This is a genomic window from Cupriavidus sp. 96C5-1 (genome assembly GCF_057798855.1).
On sequence record NZ_JBYOJU010000059.1, the window covers coordinates 1 to 15357 of the forward strand.

The window sequence follows — 15357 nt, forward strand, 5'->3', positions numbered from 1 at the left end:
CCATGACCGAATCCGTCATCCCCATCTTCGACCTGCGCGACCATCGCTACCGCTCGATGACGCCCAGCATCCCGGACGTGCTCGCCGCACCGTCCGGCCTGGTTGCCGACACGCGCGGCAGGCCGCTGCATGATCTGCGCATTTCGGTCACGGACCGCTGCAACTTCCGTTGCGTCTATTGCATGCCGAAGGAAGTATTCGGCAAGGACTACACCTTCCTGCCCCATTCCGAGTTGCTGAGCTTCGAGGAAATCGAACGCGTCGCCCGCCTCTTCGTCGCCCACGGGGTCGAGAAGATCCGCCTGACCGGCGGCGAGCCGCTGCTGCGCAAGAACATCGAGAAGCTGGTGGAGATGCTGGCGCGCATCGAAACGGTGTCGGGCAAGCCGCTCGACCTCACCCTCACCACCAACGCCTCGCTGCTGGCTCGCAAGGCGCGCGCGCTGCGCGATGCGGGCCTGTCGCGCGTGAGCGTGAGCCTGGACGCCATCGACGACGCCACCTTCCGCCGCATGAACGATGTCGACTTCGCGGTGCGCGATGTGCTGGACGGCATCGAGGCTGCCCAGGCCGCCGGCCTGGCGCCGATCAAGGTCAATATGGTGGTCAAGCGCGGCACCAACGATGCCGAGATCGTGCCGATGGCCGCCCATTTCCGCGGCAGCGGCATCATCCTGCGCTTTATCGAGTTCATGGACGTCGGCGCCAGCAACCACTGGCAGATGGATGAGGTGCTCCCCTCGGCCGAGGTGGTCCGCCGCATCCACGAAGCCTTCCCGCTCGAAGCCATCCCCGCCAACCATAGCGGCGAGACCGCCGAGCGCTGGCGCTACCGCGACGGCGCCGGCGAGATCGGCGTGATCTCCAGCGTCACCCACGCCTTCTGCGGCGATTGCAGCCGTATCCGGCTGTCCACCGAAGGCCGGCTCTACCTCTGCCTGTTCGCCACCGAAGGCTACGACCTGCGCGCGCTGCTGCGCGGCGAACACAGCGACCTGGCAATCTCCAACGCGATTGCCGGGGTCTGGCAAGGACGCACCGACAACTACTCCGAACAGCGCAGCAACCCGGCGGTGCGCCAGGCCCGCGCCGAACGCAAGATCGAAATGTCCTATATCGGTGGCTGACGGCGAAACACCATATGGCCTGCCGCGCCAACCCCAACCCTCTATCCCTGATGATTTCACGCGACGATATTACCGGCCTGATCCTGGCCGGCGGGAGGGGCAGCCGCATGGGCGGCACCGACAAAGGCCTGCAGCCCTTCCGTGGCGCTCCCATGGCCATGCATACGCTGACGCGGCTGTCGCCGCAGACCGGCGCCATGCTGATCAACGCCAACCGCAACCTGGCCGCGTATGGGTCATTCGGCGTGCCGGTCATCGCCGATTCCGTGCCAGACTTCGCCGGCCCGCTGGCCGGCATGCTGGCCGGGCTGGAGCATTGCCGGACCGGCTGGATGCTGAGCGCGCCTTGCGACTCCCCCTTCCTGCCGGCCGACCTGGCGGCGCGGCTGGCCAGCGCCATCGGCGAGCAAGGCGCGGAAATGGCTATTCCCGTCACCATCGACGCACAAGGCCGCCGGCAAACCCAGCCCGTGTTCTGCCTGATGCCGGTAACGGCGCTCGATGGCCTGGTCGCCTTCCTCGACGGCGGCGGCCGGAAGATCGAGACCTGGGCCGCCTCCCATCGCCTTGCCGAAGTGCTGTTCGAAGACGCTGGCGCCTTCGCCAATATCAACACCCTGGATGAGTTGCGCACGCTGGAAGCGCGCTGACAACCCAAGCCAGACCGCTGTCCCGGGAACCGTTCCATGCCATCACTGCAATCCGTCATTTCCTGCCTGTCCGACTATGACCCCGGCGCCCTGCCGGTGGCTCAGGCCAACCAGATCATCGCCGAGGTGGTCGAACCGGTGCGCGGCACCGAGCAGGTCGCCATCCGCACGGCGCTCGACCGCGTGCTGGCCGAGGACGTGATCTCCACGCTGGACGTGCCCGCGCACGATAATGCCGCCATGGACGGCTACGCCTTCAGCGGCAGCGAGTTGGCCGCCGCCGGTGAACTTGCCCTGGCGGTGATCGGCAGTGCCTTCGCCGGCGCAGCCTGCGGCGAGCCGGTCGCACGCGGGCAGGCGGTGCGCATCATGACCGGCGCCATCATGCCAGCGGGCTGCGACACCGTGATCCCCCAGGAATTCGTGGAAGTGCGGGGCGAGCAGATCCGCTTCGACGCCCACGCGGTGCGAGCGGGCGACAACCGCCGCCTGCGCGGCGAAGACCTGGCGGTCGGCCAGCCGGCCCTGGGGGCCGGGCGCATCCTGAAGCCCGCCGACATCGGCCTGCTGGCTTCGCTGGGCGTGGCCGAGGTCAAGGTACGCCGCCGCCTGCGCGTGGCCTTCTTCTCCACTGGCGACGAACTGCGCTCGATCGGCGAGCCGCTCGACCCGGGCTGCGTCTACGACTCCAACCGCTATACGCTGCACGGCATGCTGCAGCGCCTGAATGTGGATCTGATCGACATGGGGGTGGTGCGCGACGACCCCGCCGCGCTGGAAGCCGCCTTTCGCACCGCCTGCGAAAGCGCGGATGCGGTCATCACCTCGGGTGGCGTCTCGGTGGGCGAAGCCGACTACACCAAGCAGATCATGGCCCAGCTCGGCGATGTGACCTTCTGGAAGATCGCCATGCGCCCGGGGCGGCCCATGGCCTTCGGCCGCATCGCCTCCCATGGCCGCGAGGCGCTGCTGTTCGGCCTGCCTGGCAACCCCGTGGCGGTGATGGTGACGTTCTACCAGTTCGTGCGCGCTGCGCTGCACCGGCAGATGGGCGCGAAGGTGGCGCCCCTGCCGCTGATGCGCGTGCGCAGCGCCCAGCCGATCCGCAAGAAGCCCGGCCGGACCGAGTATCAGCGCGGCATCCTGGCGCCGGCGGCGGACGGCAGCTGGCAGGTCGGTATTACCGGCCAGCAAGGCTCGGGCGTGCTGCGCTCGATGAGCGAAGCCAACTGCTTCATCGTGCTGGGACACGAGCAGGGCACGGTGGCGGCCGGCGACGAGGTCGAGGTCATGCTTTTCGACGGGTTGGTGTAACGCCGGTGCGACGGCTGGCGCGATGGTCCGTGCCCGCCGCGGCAAGGTGCGTCGGCGGCACCTCTGTGTCGTTTTTGTGCCGCAGTTTTTCCGGCGTTTAGCGGCCAGATCGGCGGTTTTCCATACCCCGCAGGTGCCGGGCTATGCGCAGCCTCCCCCATTCGATACACTTGCGCAACATTACTTTGCTTACTGCCCCAGCTGTCATGAATCAGGAGATTGCGTACCTCCACCCGGTCAAAACCGCTCGCGCGCTCGTGCTCGTGTACCTCTGCTTTTCGGTGCCCATCGTCTCGCTGGGACTGTTCGTTGCGTTTATCCGCTACGGCGACCTGCCCGGCATCACGGTATTCACGGCGCTGATTCTGAATGCACTGATCGGCTTCGGCCTGCTCTGGCTGGCCTGCAAGGCGTACAACTGGGTTGCCGCGCGCTTCGGCGGCATCGAGGTAACGATCCGCGACCTGTCCTGAGCCGCGGCGCCAGCCGCAAGCGGATTGCCCAAAGCAAGAAAGCGCATCGAGCCGATGCGCTTTCTTGCTTTTGGGCGCCGCCTTGAGGGATCCGCCCTCGTCAGCCAGCCTCCGCCTCGTCGCCGGGCGCCGTGGCAAGGCCGAGCAACTCCTGCGCATTTTCGCCGGGCAGCGCTTCGACCGTACGCAGCTTCCGCTCCATCTGGCGCGTGCGTATCTCGGCCTGCTCGATGTTGCGGGCAGCACGCTCCAGGGTGTCGCGGGTTTTGGCCAGCACCACGCCGAATTTGCCGAACTCGGTCTTGACCGCGCCCAGCACCTCCCACACCTCGCTGGAACGGCGCTCCAGCGCCAGGGTGCGAAAGCCCATCTGCAGGCTGTTGAGCAAGGCGGCCAGCGTGGTTGGCCCCGCCACGGTGACCCGGTAGTTCCGCTGCAGCAGGTCGGCCAGCCCCGGGCGCCGCAGGACCTCGGCATACAGTCCCTCGGTCGGCAGAAACAGGATGGCGAAATCGGTGGTGGCCGGCGGCGAGACGTACTTCTCGGAAATCGTCTGCGCCTCGCGCCTGATGGCGACTTCCAGTTCGCGCCCGGCCAGCGCCACGCCGTCGACATCGCCACGCTCCTGCGCGTCGAGCAGGCGCTCGTACTGCTCTTTCGGAAACTTGGCATCGATAGGCAGCCACACCTGCCCGCCTGCCGCGTCCTTGCCCGGCAGCCGGATCGCAAACTCCACGCGTGCCCCGGTATTGCGGACCGTCTCGACGTTCTTGGCGTACTGCTCGGCGGTCAGCATCTGTTCGAGCAGCATCTCCAGTTGCACTTCACCCCAGGTGCCGCGCGATTTCACGTTGGTCAGCACCCGCTTCAGGTCGCCCACGCCTTGCGCCAGCACTTGCATCTCGCCAAGGCCCCGATGCACCTGTTCGAGCCGGTCGGACACCAGCTTGAAGGACTCGCCCAGGCGTTGCTCGAGCGTGGCGTGCAGCTTCTCGTCGACGGTGCGGCGCATCTCCTCGAGCTTGCCCGCATTGTTGGCCTCGATCTCCTTGAGCCGCTGCTCCAGCGTGGCACGCACTTCGCCCAGGCGGCGCTCGTTGCTCTCGGACATCTGCGCCAGTTGCTGCTGCAGCATGTCGCCGAAGCGGCGCAGCGCGCTGCCCTGCTCCTCGCGCGCCTGCTGCCCCTGCTGCTGCAGGTTCTGCCTGACCTGCTCCAGTTGCTGGGCGTTGGACTCGGTCAGCTTGGCCAGTTGCTGGGCAAACATGTCGATCTGGTTGTTCTGCAGCGTGGCGATGCTGGTGAGCTGAGAGGACAGCGCCTGCTGGAAGCGCATCATCTGCTGGCCGGATTCGCCACGGCCAACGCGCGCGCTCTCGGTCACCTCCGTGCGCAACTCGCGTTCCAGGCGCTCATTGCCGCGTGCACTTTCGGCACGCAGCTCGGCAAGCAGGCGCAGCATTTCCGGACTGGCGGCATCCTGCGTGCCACGCGGCCGCAGCAGCAGGATTGCCAGCAGCAGCACCGCCACCAGCGCGAAGACCAGGGTCAACAGGGGAATCAGGGTCATGAATGGGCGAAGTGAAGGAAGAGGCCGTGCCGCTGCGGCAGGCTGGCGACGCCAGCACGCGAGCGGTACGGCACGCGCAGCGAGACGATCAGCGGCGGTGCGCCATCACCTCGGGATTGATCACCGACGGCGGAAGACCGGCCTGCGGCCCCGCGCCGAGCGCGGCGATCAGGTTGTCCGCGGCCAGGTCGGCCATGGCGCGCCGGGTCTTCTCGGACGCGCTGGCGATATGCGGGGTCAGCACCACGTTCGGCACCGCAAGCAGGCCGGGATGGACTTGCGGCTCGCCTTCGAACACATCCAGCCCGGCGGCAAAGATGCGCCGTTCGCGCAACGCCTCGGCCAGCGCGGCATCGTCGACCACGCCGCCGCGCGCCAGGTTGACGAGCGTGGCCGACGGCTTCATCTGCGCCAGTTCGGCCGCGCCGATGCTGTGATGGCTCTGCGCACTATAGGGCAGCACCAGCAGCAGGTGATCCGACTGCGCCAGCAGTTCGGCCTTGCTCACGTAGCGCGCATTGAGCGCGCGCTCGGTCTCGTGCGGCAGGCGGCTGCGGTTGTGATAGAGCACGGACATGCCGAACCCCGCAGCGCGCCGCGCCAGCGCCTGGCCGATGCGGCCCATGCCGAGGATGCCAAGCGTGCTGCGGTAAAGGTCCATGCCGAGGAACATGTCGTAACTCCACCGCTCCCACTTGCCGGCGCGCAGCCAGTGCTCGGATTCGGTCACGCGGCGCGCGGTTGCCATCAGCAGGGCCCAGCCGAAGTCAGCGGTGGTTTCCGTCAGCACATCGGGCGTATTGGTCGCCACGATGCCCGCGGCGGTCAGTGCCGGCACGTCGAGGTTGTTGTAGCCGACCGCCATGTTGCAGACCGCGCGCAGCGCGGGCAGCCCGGCCACCAGCTCGCCATCGATGCGGTCCGCGGCATTGGCCAGCACGCCGGCCTTTCCCGCCAGCCGGGCCTTTAGCGCGGCCCCGTCGAGCGCCGCGTCCTGCTGGTTGCTGTCGACGTCGAAATACTGCGCGAGCCGGTCGATCACGTCGGGAAAGACGGCGCGGGTCACTAGAACGGAAGGCTTGGCCATGTTCACACGCGGAAGAAGATAAGGGTCATGACAAGGAACAGCGGCACCAGCACGCAGATCGACCAGAGCATATAGCCGAAGAAGCTGGGCATGCGCACGCCGCGGCTTTCGGCGATCGCCTTGACCATCAGGTTGGGGGCGTTGCCGATATAGGTATTGGCGCCCATGAACACCGCGCCGGCCGAGATCGCCGCCAGCGTGGAGGCGTTGCGCGTCATCAGCGTGGCCGGGTCGCCGCCGGCGGTATTGAAGAACACCAGGTAGGTCGGCGCGTTGTCGAGAAAGGACGAGAGGATGCCGGTAGCCCAGAAATACATGCTGTCGATGGGTTGCCCGCCCGCGTCGCTGACCAGCCGGATCACGCCGGCGAAGGCGCCGTCCGTGCCGGCCTTGAGCATGGCGATCACCGGGATGATGGTGAGGAAAATGCCGGCGAACAGCTTGCCCACTTCCAGGATCGGCTCCCAGTTGAACTCGTTGCCGGTGCGCGCCGTAACCGGTGTGATCAGCAGCGACACCAGTGCCACCACCACCAGCATCACGTCGCGCACCACAGTCTGCAAGCCCACCATGGTGCCCATCACGTCGAACTCGATGCCGGGCTTCCACAGGCCGCTCATCAGCACCAGCCCGACCACTGCCAGCAGCAGCACGAAATTGCGCTTGCCCTCGATCCGGATGCGCGGCGAATCCGGCGTGGGATCGTCCGCCGGCGGCAGTTCCTCTTCCTTGTTCAGGTAGTAGTGCCGATCGACGAAATAGAAGATCACCAGCAGCGCGCTGCAGATGAACAGGGTCTCGGGCAGGATGTTGCGCAGGGTCCAGAAGAAATCCACGCCCTTGAGGAAACCAAGGAACAGCGGCGGGTCGCCCAGCGGCGTCAGCGCACCGCCCGCGTTGGCCGCCAGGAAGATGAAAAACACCACCACGTGGGCCACATGCCGGCGGTTGTCGTTGGCGCGCAGCAGGGGCCGGATCAGCAGCATGGCGGCGCCGGTGGTGCCCATCAGGCTGGCCAGCACGGTGCCGAGCGCAAGCAGGCCGGTGTTCAGGCGCGGTGTGCCATGCAGGTTGCCGCGCACGCAGATGCCGCCGGCCACGATGTAGAGCGCGGCGATCAGTGCGATAAAGGGAATGTACTCCGACAGCAGGGCATGCACGGCATTGGCGGCCGCGGCATGAACGCCGAAAGCCTGCGCGAACGGCACCATGAACAACACCGCCCAGCCGGCGACGATCTTGCCGTAATGGTGATGCCAGAAGCGCGGCGCGATCAGCGGGAAGAGTGCGATCGACAGCAGGGTGCCGGCAAACGGCAGCGCCCACAACGGCGACAGCGTGGCGCCATCGAGATCGGCGGCACTTGCCGCGTTTGGCAGGCAGGTAAGCAGCAGGACCAGCGGAAGTAGCAGTGCGGAGGCACGTCGCATCGGGCGGGATCTCCTTGTTCGGGATTGCTGCACCCGCGTTTGATCCAGGCTGCGGGCGGAGAAAGCGCACGGACCCGCCCGGCCCGTCCAGCGGGCCGCGGGTGCGCGGCGAGGCCCTCAAGTGTAAAGCAATCGCCGCGGGATTCCACGCATTCCGGCTACCCTGCCCGCTCGCGCTCAGTCCTGCTCGACAAGAATCACGTGCACGCGGTATGGCCCGTGTGCGCCCAGCACGATGGTCTGCTCGATATCGCCGGTGCGCGACGGTCCGCTGATGATATTGGTGGCGCGCGGCAGTTCCCCGCGCTCGCGGCGCATCAGCGCGAAGGCATCTTCCAGGCCGTCGACGATGCGCGAAGCCGGCACCACCGCGATATGCGTCTCCGGCAGCAGCGCGGCCGATGCAAAGGTCTGCGGGCCGGACAGCAGCATCAGCGAGCCGGTCTCGGCGATCGCGCAAAAACAGCCGGTAATGCCTACCAGGTCGCCGTGCTCGCGGTCGGCCTCGGCGTCGCGCACGGGCGGCCGGCACTCCACCGTCAGGCCTTGCGCCTGCCAGTCGAGCGCACCCAGGCTATCCCAGGCAACCGCGCGCCGGGTCAGGCCAAGACCGTCCAGGTAGCGCGCTGCCGCTGCCGGCACATCGGCCTGCGTAGCCACCCGTTCCACCGTGGAAGCCATCTTCAGCGCCTGGGCCTGGAAAGCCGCGACACGGTCCGCCGGCGCGGCCGGCCTCGGTCCGGCGGGATGGCGCGACAGGTAATCGGCCACCGCCGCGCGCTCGCCGTTGCTGACCCCGGCCGCGCGGCCCTGGGCGGCACGGATGCGGGCAAAGATGCGGTCGCGGGCGGAGTTGGTTTCCATGACGTGCTTTCCGTTGATTGGTTGGTGGATCGGCTGCCCGGATCGGGTGATGGTGAGCGCGCGAAGCCGGGAACAGGCCGGGTGGCGGGCTATGCCGGCGCCGTGATGCTGAATACCTGCCGCAGATAGGCAAGGTAGGCCGGGTCGTCGCACATGGTCTTCTCGGGGGTGTCGGACAGCTTGGCCACCGGTTGCCCATTGCAGCGCGTCATCTTGATGACGATCTGCAACGGCGTGTAGCCGAGATCGTTGGTCAGGTTGGTACCCACCCCGAAGGCAAGCCGGCAGCGTCCGCCGAAACGCTCGTACAACTCGATCACCCGCGGGATATCCAGGCTGTCGCTGAAGATCAGGGTCTTGCCCTGCGGGTCGACGCGGCCCGCGGCGTAATGCGCCAGCATGCGCTCGCCCCAGGCAAAAGGGTCGCCGGAATCGTGGCGCACGCCGTCGAACAGCTTGCAGAAATAAAGATCGAAATCGCGCAGGAAGGCATCGAAGCCGTAGGTGTCCGACAAGGCGATGCCGAGGTCGCCGCGATACTCCTTGGCCCAGACCTCGAGCGCGAACACCTGGGAATCGCGCAGGCGCGGCCCCAGGGCCTGGCAGGCCTGCAGGTATTCGTGCGCCATGGTGCCAAGGGGAATCAGGTTGTGCATGCGCGCGAAATGGACATTGCTGCTGCCGGCCAGTTGCGGGCCGAGCACCCTGCGCATGGTCTGCAATACCTCCTCCTGCCAGTCGCGCGAGAAGCGGCGGCGCGAGCCGTAGTCTGCGATCACGCAATCAGCGTGGCCGGGCATTTTCAGCAAGGCCAGCTTTTGCTCCAGGCGCCTGCGCCCTTCGCTCCAGTCCGGCTGCGGCTGGGTGCGGCGGAAGTACACCTCGTTGACGATGGCCAGCAGCGGCACTTCGAACAGGATGGTGTGCAGCCAGGGCCCGCGGATGGTGATCTCGATCTCGCCGCTGCCGGGAGCGGCGGGCGCGACCGTGACGTATTTCTCGTTGAGGTGGAACAGGCCGAGGAAATCGACGAAATCGCTCTTGATAAAGCGCAGCCCGCGCAGGTAAACCAGCTCGTCCTCGGTGAAACGCACCTGGCACAACTGGGCGATTTCCTCGCGGATCTCGTCGACGTAGGGAGTCAGGTCGACGCCGGCATTGCGGCACTTGAAGCGGTACTCGACCTGTGCCGCGGGGAAGTGATGCAGCACCACCTGCATCATGGTGAACTTGTACAGGTCGGTGTCGAGCAATGAGGTAATGATCATATCGGGCCAGACGGCGGTGCCGGGTCAGAGCAACATGCTAACCGAAAGTGCGGCAGACACCCGGCATGACCCCGTCGCGGGCACGGACCTGCACGGTCTCACCCACCGTCGAGAAACGGATCGGGCAGGCGGCCCCGCGCGCTGCCCCGCAGGCACCACAAGACCTGGCCCCGGTAGCCGGGGCACCCGACCAGCGTGGCCAGGGAGCGCGGCACGTCGGCAGGCAACGGCTCGGCGAACTCCGCCGAGCGGGCCGTGATACGTTCCTGGTAGACCCGCTGCGTGCCGAGCCGGAACACCAGCACCTGGACCGGCGCGCCACGCGCCGGCTGCAGGTCGGCGTCGCAGGGGAGAAATCCGGCCTGGCCGCAATTGGCCATGGCCTCGCCCGCCGCCTGGGTCACCACGCCGAAGGTATCCCAGTTGAAACGAGCAAGTGCGGACAGCGGCACCGGCCCGTCGCTTGTCATGCGCCAGGCCATCAGGCGGGCCACCACGCTGTCCGGCGGCCCTGACCGGGCCAGCGTCTGGCCGCGCGCGGCCGGCATGGCCAAGCACGCGGCCAGCGTTGCCAGGCCGAGCACGGCGGCAGCGATACGGCTCGGCCGGCGCTGGTGCGGCGACTCCCGGACTGGACTTGGCATGGCGCACTCCTGAGAAGGTAAGCGCGCGGCGACAGCGCGCGGACAGGCCCCAGCCAGCATACAACGCCAACGGCATACCGGCTAGCGCAGCACATGACGCCAGGCACAGGGACTGCCTTGGATCAAATCCACATAAAGAAATAAGAAAACTATCTGATCTGGCTATATAGGGCCATTACCTACGCGGAACGGCTCAGCTACAATATCGGTCTTTGAAAGGCCACGGCCTTCGTTCGCTCCGCGCATCGTGAATCCGCGCAGGCGTGACGCGCAAGGCACAGCAAGCCGAACCCATTCCCATCGAAGCCGACCCGTTTTTCTGGAACCGAAATGACTCACGTTGTCACCGAATCCTGCATCCGTTGCCGCTATACCGACTGCGTTGACGTGTGTCCGGTCGATTGTTTCCGCGAAGGCCCCAACTTCCTCGCCATCGACCCGGATGAGTGTATCGACTGCGCGGTGTGCGTGGCGGAATGCCCGGTCAACGCGATCTATGCCGAGGAAGACGTGCCGGCCGACCAACAGCAGTTCATCGACCTGAACGCCGAACTGGCGCGCAACTGGCCCTCCATCACCAAGACCAAGGCCCCGCTGGCCGAAGCCGAGGAATGGAAGGACACGGCCGACAAGCTGCAATACCTGCAACGCTGATACCTGCACGCCCAAAAGACAGGTCAGAAAGCCGTCCCCACCCACGCGCTTTCCCGTAATGCCGGGCACGCCTGTGTGCCCACAACGTATCAGGACGAATATGGACTTGAGCATCCCTAACCCCGTCGCCGACGCCACCAGCCACATCGCCTCCGGCCATGCGGGTGGCGGCCAGCCGCTGGAAATCGACGCGCTGATCGTCGGCGCCGGCCCGGTCGGACTCTTCCAGGTCTTCGAACTTGGCCTGCTCGAAATCAAGGCGCATGTGATCGACTCCCTCAAGGTGGTCGGTGGCCAGTGCGTGGAGCTCTATCCGGACAAGCCCATCTACGACATCCCGGCCGTGCCCATCTGCACCGGCCAGGAACTGACCGACAACCTGCTCAAGCAGATCGAGCCGTTCGAGCCGACCTTCCACCTGGGGCAGGAAGTGGCCGTGGTGGAGCGCCGCGAAGACGGCCGCTTCTTCGTTGAGACCTCGCTCGGAACCCGCTTCATCACCAAGACCATCTTCATCGCCGCCGGCGTGGGCTCGTTCCAGCCGCGCACGGTCAAGGTGGACGGCATCGACAAATTCGACGGCAAGCAGCTGTTCTACCGCGTCAAGGATCCGAGCCGCTTCCATGGCCGCAACCTGGTCGTGGTCGGTGGCGGCGACTCCGCGCTGGACTGGACGCTTGACCTGGTCGGCAAGGCCGAGTCGGTGGTCATGATCCACCGCCGCGATGGCTTCCGCGCGGCGCCGGCATCGGTCGCCAAGATGAAGGACTTGTGCGAGCAGATGGAGATGCAGTTCGTGGTGGGCCAGATCAGCGGCTATGAAGAGAAAGACGGCCTGCTCACCGAGATCAAGGTCACGGGCGCCGACGGCGTGACCCGCCGCCTGCCGCTCGACGACCTGCTGGTATTCTTCGGCCTGTCGCCCAAGCTGGGGCCGATCGCCGAATGGGGCCTGGACCTGGAGCGCAAGCAGATCAAGGTGGATACGGAGAAGTTCGAGACCAACATCCCCGGCATCTTCGCCGTGGGTGACATCAACACCTACCCCGGCAAGAAGAAGCTGATCCTCTCGGGCTTCCATGAAGCCGCGCTGGCAGCCTTCGGCGCCGCGCCGTATATCTTCCCCGAGAAGAAGATCCACATGCAGTACACCACCACCTCGCCGAAGCTGCACAAGATCCTCGGTGTCGATTCGCCAGTATTCGATTGAGCGCAAGGCCGGGCATAAAGGGCCGCGTTCGGCATTCGAACGCGGCCACATAAAAAATCATTCTGGCGATGATTTTTATGGCAAAAGAACAAAAGGCCGCCTATAATGTGGCCCTCGTCACCGAGCACCAAACGCGCAAGACCAGCATCACCGGCTTGGGCCAATGGCACGTTCAGACGAAACCAGAAGTTCCGCAGCACCGGTAGCAAAAGAAATTGTCGCGAGGGTGTTGACGGATAAAAGAGAGACTGGTTATAATCCTTTTCTCAGCTGTTCCCTGATAGCTCAGTTGGTAGAGCGACGGACTGTTAATCCGCAGGTCGCTGGTTCGAGCCCAGCTCGGGGAGCCAAAGAATGTGAAAGGCCCGCAAGAAATTGCGGGCCTTTTCCATTTGGCTTTCTCCATTTCTCCCTGCCGGGAGGGCGCGGAAAACAGCGGAGAAGCTGCGGTAAGCGGGCCACGCCCAGACCATTCGGGCCGCGCGCAACAAACGCTCGGGCATGCTCAAGCCGTCATTGCCTCAGGCCGGCGCCTGCCTCGAAGGCTGCCCGAACAGGCCACACTCGAGATCGCTCTCGAACTCCTCTATCCAGCCCGGTCCTTCACTCGCGTCGTAGACACTCTGCGCCTGGGTCGCCAGCCGCCGGATGCTGACCTGCCGCCGCCGTACACCGCCACTGGCCGGCTCGGATCCCTCATCGGTGATCTCGAAATCTTCCGGTAGAAAACCGATCCGTGCGCAGAGGGCGACGACCTCGCGCTGCTCATCGGCGGAGAATTGGGGAAACAGATGCTTTGCCATGGCAATCTCCCATCGAGTCGAACCGGGCGCCGGGTGGCGGGCAGCGCCCCTGTCCTGCCGCTCAGGACGCGCTAGCGCGTCTGCCGGCTATTGACGACCGCCTCCGCCACGCTCGCCGGTGCTTCCGTGTAGTGCTTGAATTCCATGGTGTAAGTGGCGCGGCCCTGGGTCAGCGACCGCAAAGAGGTCGAGTAGCCGAACATGGTGGCCAGCGGTACCTCGGCGCGCACCAGCTTGCCGCCGCCGCCGGCGATATCTTCCATGCCGTGCACAGCGCCGCGCCGCGAGGACAGATCGCCCATCACGTTGCCGGTGAACTCCTCCGGCGTCTCGACTTCCACCGACATCATCGGTTCGAGCAGGATCGGCCTGGCACGGCGCATGCCTTCCTTGAATGCCATGGAGCCGGCCATGCGGAACGCATTCTCGTTCGAGTCGACGTCGTGATAAGAGCCGAACACCAGCGTGGCTTTCACATCCACCACCGGATAGCCGGCCAGCACGCCGGTCGCCAGCGTTTCGCGGATGCCCTTGTCGACGGCCGGAATAAACTCGCGCGGCACCACGCCACCCTTGATGGCGTCGACAAACTCGTAGCCCTTGCCCGGTGCCTGCGGCTCGAGATCGAGCACCACGTGGCCATACTGGCCGCGTCCGCCGGACTGCTTGACGAACTTGCCCTCGATATCCTTGGCCGCCTGCTTGATGGTTTCGCGATAGGCCACCTGCGGCTTGCCGACCGAGGCCTCCACGCCGAATTCGCGCCGCATGCGGTCCACCAGGATTTCCAGGTGCAACTCGCCCATGCCCGAGATAATGGTCTGCCCCGATTCCTCGTCGGTATGCACGCGGAATGACGGGTCTTCCTGCGCCAGGCGGTTCAAGGCAAGCCCCATCTTTTCCTGGTCGGCCTTGGTCTTGGGCTCGACGGCCTGGGAAATCACCGGATCCGGGAAGCTCATGCGCTCGAGGATGATCACTTGATCGGGATCGCACAGCGTATCGCCGGTGGTCGCCTCCTTGAGTCCGACCGCCGCGGCGATATCGCCCGCGCGCACCTCCTTGATCTCGCTACGCACATTGGCGTGCATCTGCAGGATCCGCCCCAGCCGCTCTTTCTTCTCCTTGACCGGGTTGTACACGGTGTCGCCGGAGTTCACCACACCCGAATAAACGCGGAAAAAGATCAGTTGGCCGACGAAGGGATCGGTCATGATCTTGAAAGCCAGCGCGGAGAACGGCTCTTCGTCGTTGGGATGGCGCTCGGCCTCCTTGTCGTCCACGGTATGGCCGAGAATCGCGGGCACGTCCGCGGGCGACGGCAGGTAGTCGATCACCGCGTCGAGCAGCGTCTGCACGCCCTTGTTCTTGAAAGCGCTGCCGCACAGCATCGGCACGATCTCGTTGTTGATGGTGCGCTTGCGCAGGGCGGCCTTGATTTCCTCTTCTGTCAGCGGCTCGCCGCCGAGGTATTTGTGCAGCAGCTCGTCACTGGCCTCCGCCGCCGCCTCGACCATCTTTTCGCGCCATTCCCTGGCGAGCGCCAGCAGCTCGGGGGGTACCTCGCGATACTCGAAATGCAGCCCCTGGCTAGTGTCGTCCCAGACGGTGGCCTTCATCTTGACCAGGTCGATCACGCCCTGGAAGCCATCCTCGGCGCCGATCGGCACCTGCACCGGCACCGGCGTGCCCTTGAGCCGGTCGGCAATCTGCGCGCGCACCCGGAAGAAGTCCGCGCCGACGCGATCCATCTTGTTGACGAAGGCGATGCGCGGCACCTTGTATTTGTTGGCCTGGCGCCAGACGGTCTCGGACTGGGGCTGCACCCCGCCCACCGCGTCGTAGACCATGCAGGCGCCGTCGAGCACGCGCATCGAGCGCTCCACCTCGATGGTGAAGTCCACGTGTCCGGGCGTGTCGATGATATTGATGCGATGCTCGGGATAGTTGCCCGCCATCCCCTTCCAGAACGCCGTGGTGGCGGCCGAGGTAATGGTGATGCCGCGCTCCTGCTCCTGCTCCATCCAGTCCATGGTGGCCGCGCCGTCGTGGACTTCGCCGATCTTGTGATTGACCCCGGTGTAGAACAGGATGCGTTCGGTGGTGGTGGTCTTGCCGGCGTCGATGTGCGCGCTGATACCGATGTTCCGATAGCGCTCGATGGGGGTTTTGCGGCTCACGGTGATCTCCTGGTAGGTATCACTCAAAAGAGTAACACTTCTGCAGGCACCGCATCGTGCGGTATGCATCAGTCGGCCCGCCG

The 15357-nt window shown here is 65.8% G+C and carries 14 protein-coding genes and 1 tRNA gene; 7 read left to right on the plus strand and 8 right to left on the minus strand.

Annotated elements, in window-relative coordinates; genetic code table 11:
- The first annotated feature begins 2 nt into the window (after positions 1-2).
- The 4 genes from moaA to AC3FOF_RS39495 all read left to right on the plus strand — a co-directional run bounded on the left by moaA (position 3) and on the right by AC3FOF_RS39495 (position 3564).
- The gene (moaA, locus tag AC3FOF_RS39480) at positions 3-1127 is read left to right on the plus strand and encodes a GTP 3',8-cyclase MoaA (protein WP_488727067.1); all 1125 of its coding nucleotides are present in this window, start codon (positions 3-5) and stop codon (positions 1125-1127) included.
- 50 nt (positions 1128-1177) lie between these two features.
- Positions 1178-1777: a molybdenum cofactor guanylyltransferase MobA gene (gene mobA / locus AC3FOF_RS39485; protein ID WP_035809782.1), complete on the plus strand. Its 600-nt coding sequence runs from the start codon at positions 1178-1180 to the stop codon at positions 1775-1777.
- Between the two features lie 36 nt (positions 1778-1813).
- Complete coding sequence (gene moeA, locus AC3FOF_RS39490) at positions 1814-3091, plus strand: molybdopterin molybdotransferase MoeA (protein WP_488729710.1); 1278 nt, start codon at positions 1814-1816, stop codon at positions 3089-3091.
- 206 nt (positions 3092-3297) lie between these two features.
- The gene (locus tag AC3FOF_RS39495) at positions 3298-3564 is read left to right on the plus strand and encodes a hypothetical protein (protein WP_006158586.1); all 267 of its coding nucleotides are present in this window, start codon (positions 3298-3300) and stop codon (positions 3562-3564) included.
- A 100-nt stretch (positions 3565-3664) separates the two neighbouring features.
- On the opposite strand, the gene AC3FOF_RS39500 is transcribed toward AC3FOF_RS39495, so the two are convergent.
- From AC3FOF_RS39500 to AC3FOF_RS39525, 6 genes are all read right to left on the minus strand, one after another.
- Positions 3665-5134, minus strand: coding sequence for a DNA recombination protein RmuC (locus AC3FOF_RS39500; protein ID WP_017225972.1), 1470 nt, complete (start codon positions 5132-5134; stop codon positions 3665-3667).
- An 88-nt stretch (positions 5135-5222) separates the two neighbouring features.
- Complete coding sequence (locus AC3FOF_RS39505; protein WP_488729711.1) at positions 5223-6221, minus strand: 2-hydroxyacid dehydrogenase; 999 nt, start codon at positions 6219-6221, stop codon at positions 5223-5225.
- A 2-nt stretch (positions 6222-6223) separates the two neighbouring features.
- Positions 6224-7651: a sodium:proton antiporter gene (locus AC3FOF_RS39510; RefSeq protein ID WP_017225970.1), complete on the minus strand. Its 1428-nt coding sequence runs from the start codon at positions 7649-7651 to the stop codon at positions 6224-6226.
- Positions 7652-7828: 177 nt separating this feature from the next.
- A complete protein-coding gene (locus AC3FOF_RS39515) occupies positions 7829-8515 on the minus strand; it encodes a LutC/YkgG family protein (protein WP_488729712.1) in 687 nt (228 codons plus the stop codon).
- 89 nt (positions 8516-8604) lie between these two features.
- Positions 8605-9783, minus strand: a complete 1179-nt coding sequence (pncB, locus tag AC3FOF_RS39520) for a nicotinate phosphoribosyltransferase (RefSeq protein WP_017225968.1) — start codon at positions 9781-9783, stop codon at positions 8605-8607.
- Positions 9784-9881: 98 nt separating this feature from the next.
- Positions 9882-10427, minus strand: coding sequence for a hypothetical protein (locus tag AC3FOF_RS39525; protein WP_276265779.1), 546 nt, complete (start codon positions 10425-10427; stop codon positions 9882-9884).
- A 330-nt stretch (positions 10428-10757) separates the two neighbouring features.
- Between AC3FOF_RS39525 and fdxA the strand changes: the two genes are divergently transcribed.
- The 3 genes from fdxA (at position 10758) to AC3FOF_RS39540 (ending at position 12641) form a co-directional block, all read left to right on the plus strand.
- The gene (gene fdxA, locus AC3FOF_RS39530; RefSeq protein ID WP_017228673.1) at positions 10758-11081 is read left to right on the plus strand and encodes a ferredoxin FdxA; all 324 of its coding nucleotides are present in this window, start codon (positions 10758-10760) and stop codon (positions 11079-11081) included.
- Between the two features lie 100 nt (positions 11082-11181).
- A complete protein-coding gene (locus tag AC3FOF_RS39535) occupies positions 11182-12291 on the plus strand; it encodes an NAD(P)/FAD-dependent oxidoreductase (protein ID WP_017228672.1) in 1110 nt (369 codons plus the stop codon).
- A gap of 274 nt (positions 12292-12565) precedes the next feature.
- Positions 12566-12641 (plus strand) — tRNA-Asn (locus AC3FOF_RS39540).
- Between the two features lie 171 nt (positions 12642-12812).
- On the opposite strand, the gene AC3FOF_RS39545 is transcribed toward AC3FOF_RS39540, so the two are convergent.
- Both AC3FOF_RS39545 and fusA read right to left on the minus strand, forming a co-directional pair.
- On the minus strand, positions 12813-13094 hold the full coding sequence (locus AC3FOF_RS39545; protein ID WP_017228670.1) for a hypothetical protein: 282 nt from the start codon (positions 13092-13094) through the stop codon (positions 12813-12815).
- 71 nt (positions 13095-13165) lie between these two features.
- On the minus strand, positions 13166-15274 hold the full coding sequence (fusA, locus tag AC3FOF_RS39550) for an elongation factor G (protein WP_488729713.1): 2109 nt from the start codon (positions 15272-15274) through the stop codon (positions 13166-13168).
- Positions 15275-15357: the final 83 nt, after the last annotated feature.

Excerpts from the sequence above, each read along its gene's own strand:
- AC3FOF_RS39505 (WP_488729711.1), bottom strand. The coding sequence starts at position 6,221 with ATGGCCAAGCCTTCCGTTCTAGTGACCCGCGCCGTCTTTCCCGACGTG.
- AC3FOF_RS39495 (WP_006158586.1), top strand. The coding sequence starts at position 3,298 with ATGAATCAGGAGATTGCGTACCTCCACCCGGTCAAAACCGCTCGCGCG.
- AC3FOF_RS39500 (WP_017225972.1), bottom strand. The coding sequence starts at position 5,134 with ATGACCCTGATTCCCCTGTTGACCCTGGTCTTCGCGCTGGTGGCGGTG.
- AC3FOF_RS39545 (WP_017228670.1), bottom strand. The coding sequence starts at position 13,094 with ATGGCAAAGCATCTGTTTCCCCAATTCTCCGCCGATGAGCAGCGCGAG.
- pncB (WP_017225968.1), bottom strand. The coding sequence starts at position 9,783 with ATGATCATTACCTCATTGCTCGACACCGACCTGTACAAGTTCACCATG.
- AC3FOF_RS39525 (WP_276265779.1), bottom strand. The coding sequence starts at position 10,427 with ATGCCAAGTCCAGTCCGGGAGTCGCCGCACCAGCGCCGGCCGAGCCGT.
- AC3FOF_RS39510 (WP_017225970.1), bottom strand. The coding sequence starts at position 7,651 with ATGCGACGTGCCTCCGCACTGCTACTTCCGCTGGTCCTGCTGCTTACC.
- AC3FOF_RS39515 (WP_488729712.1), bottom strand. The coding sequence starts at position 8,515 with ATGGAAACCAACTCCGCCCGCGACCGCATCTTTGCCCGCATCCGTGCC.
- fdxA (WP_017228673.1), top strand. The coding sequence starts at position 10,758 with ATGACTCACGTTGTCACCGAATCCTGCATCCGTTGCCGCTATACCGAC.
- mobA (WP_035809782.1), top strand. The coding sequence starts at position 1,178 with ATGATTTCACGCGACGATATTACCGGCCTGATCCTGGCCGGCGGGAGG.
- AC3FOF_RS39535 (WP_017228672.1), top strand. The coding sequence starts at position 11,182 with ATGGACTTGAGCATCCCTAACCCCGTCGCCGACGCCACCAGCCACATC.
- moeA (WP_488729710.1), top strand. The coding sequence starts at position 1,814 with ATGCCATCACTGCAATCCGTCATTTCCTGCCTGTCCGACTATGACCCC.
- moaA (WP_488727067.1), top strand. The coding sequence starts at position 3 with ATGACCGAATCCGTCATCCCCATCTTCGACCTGCGCGACCATCGCTAC.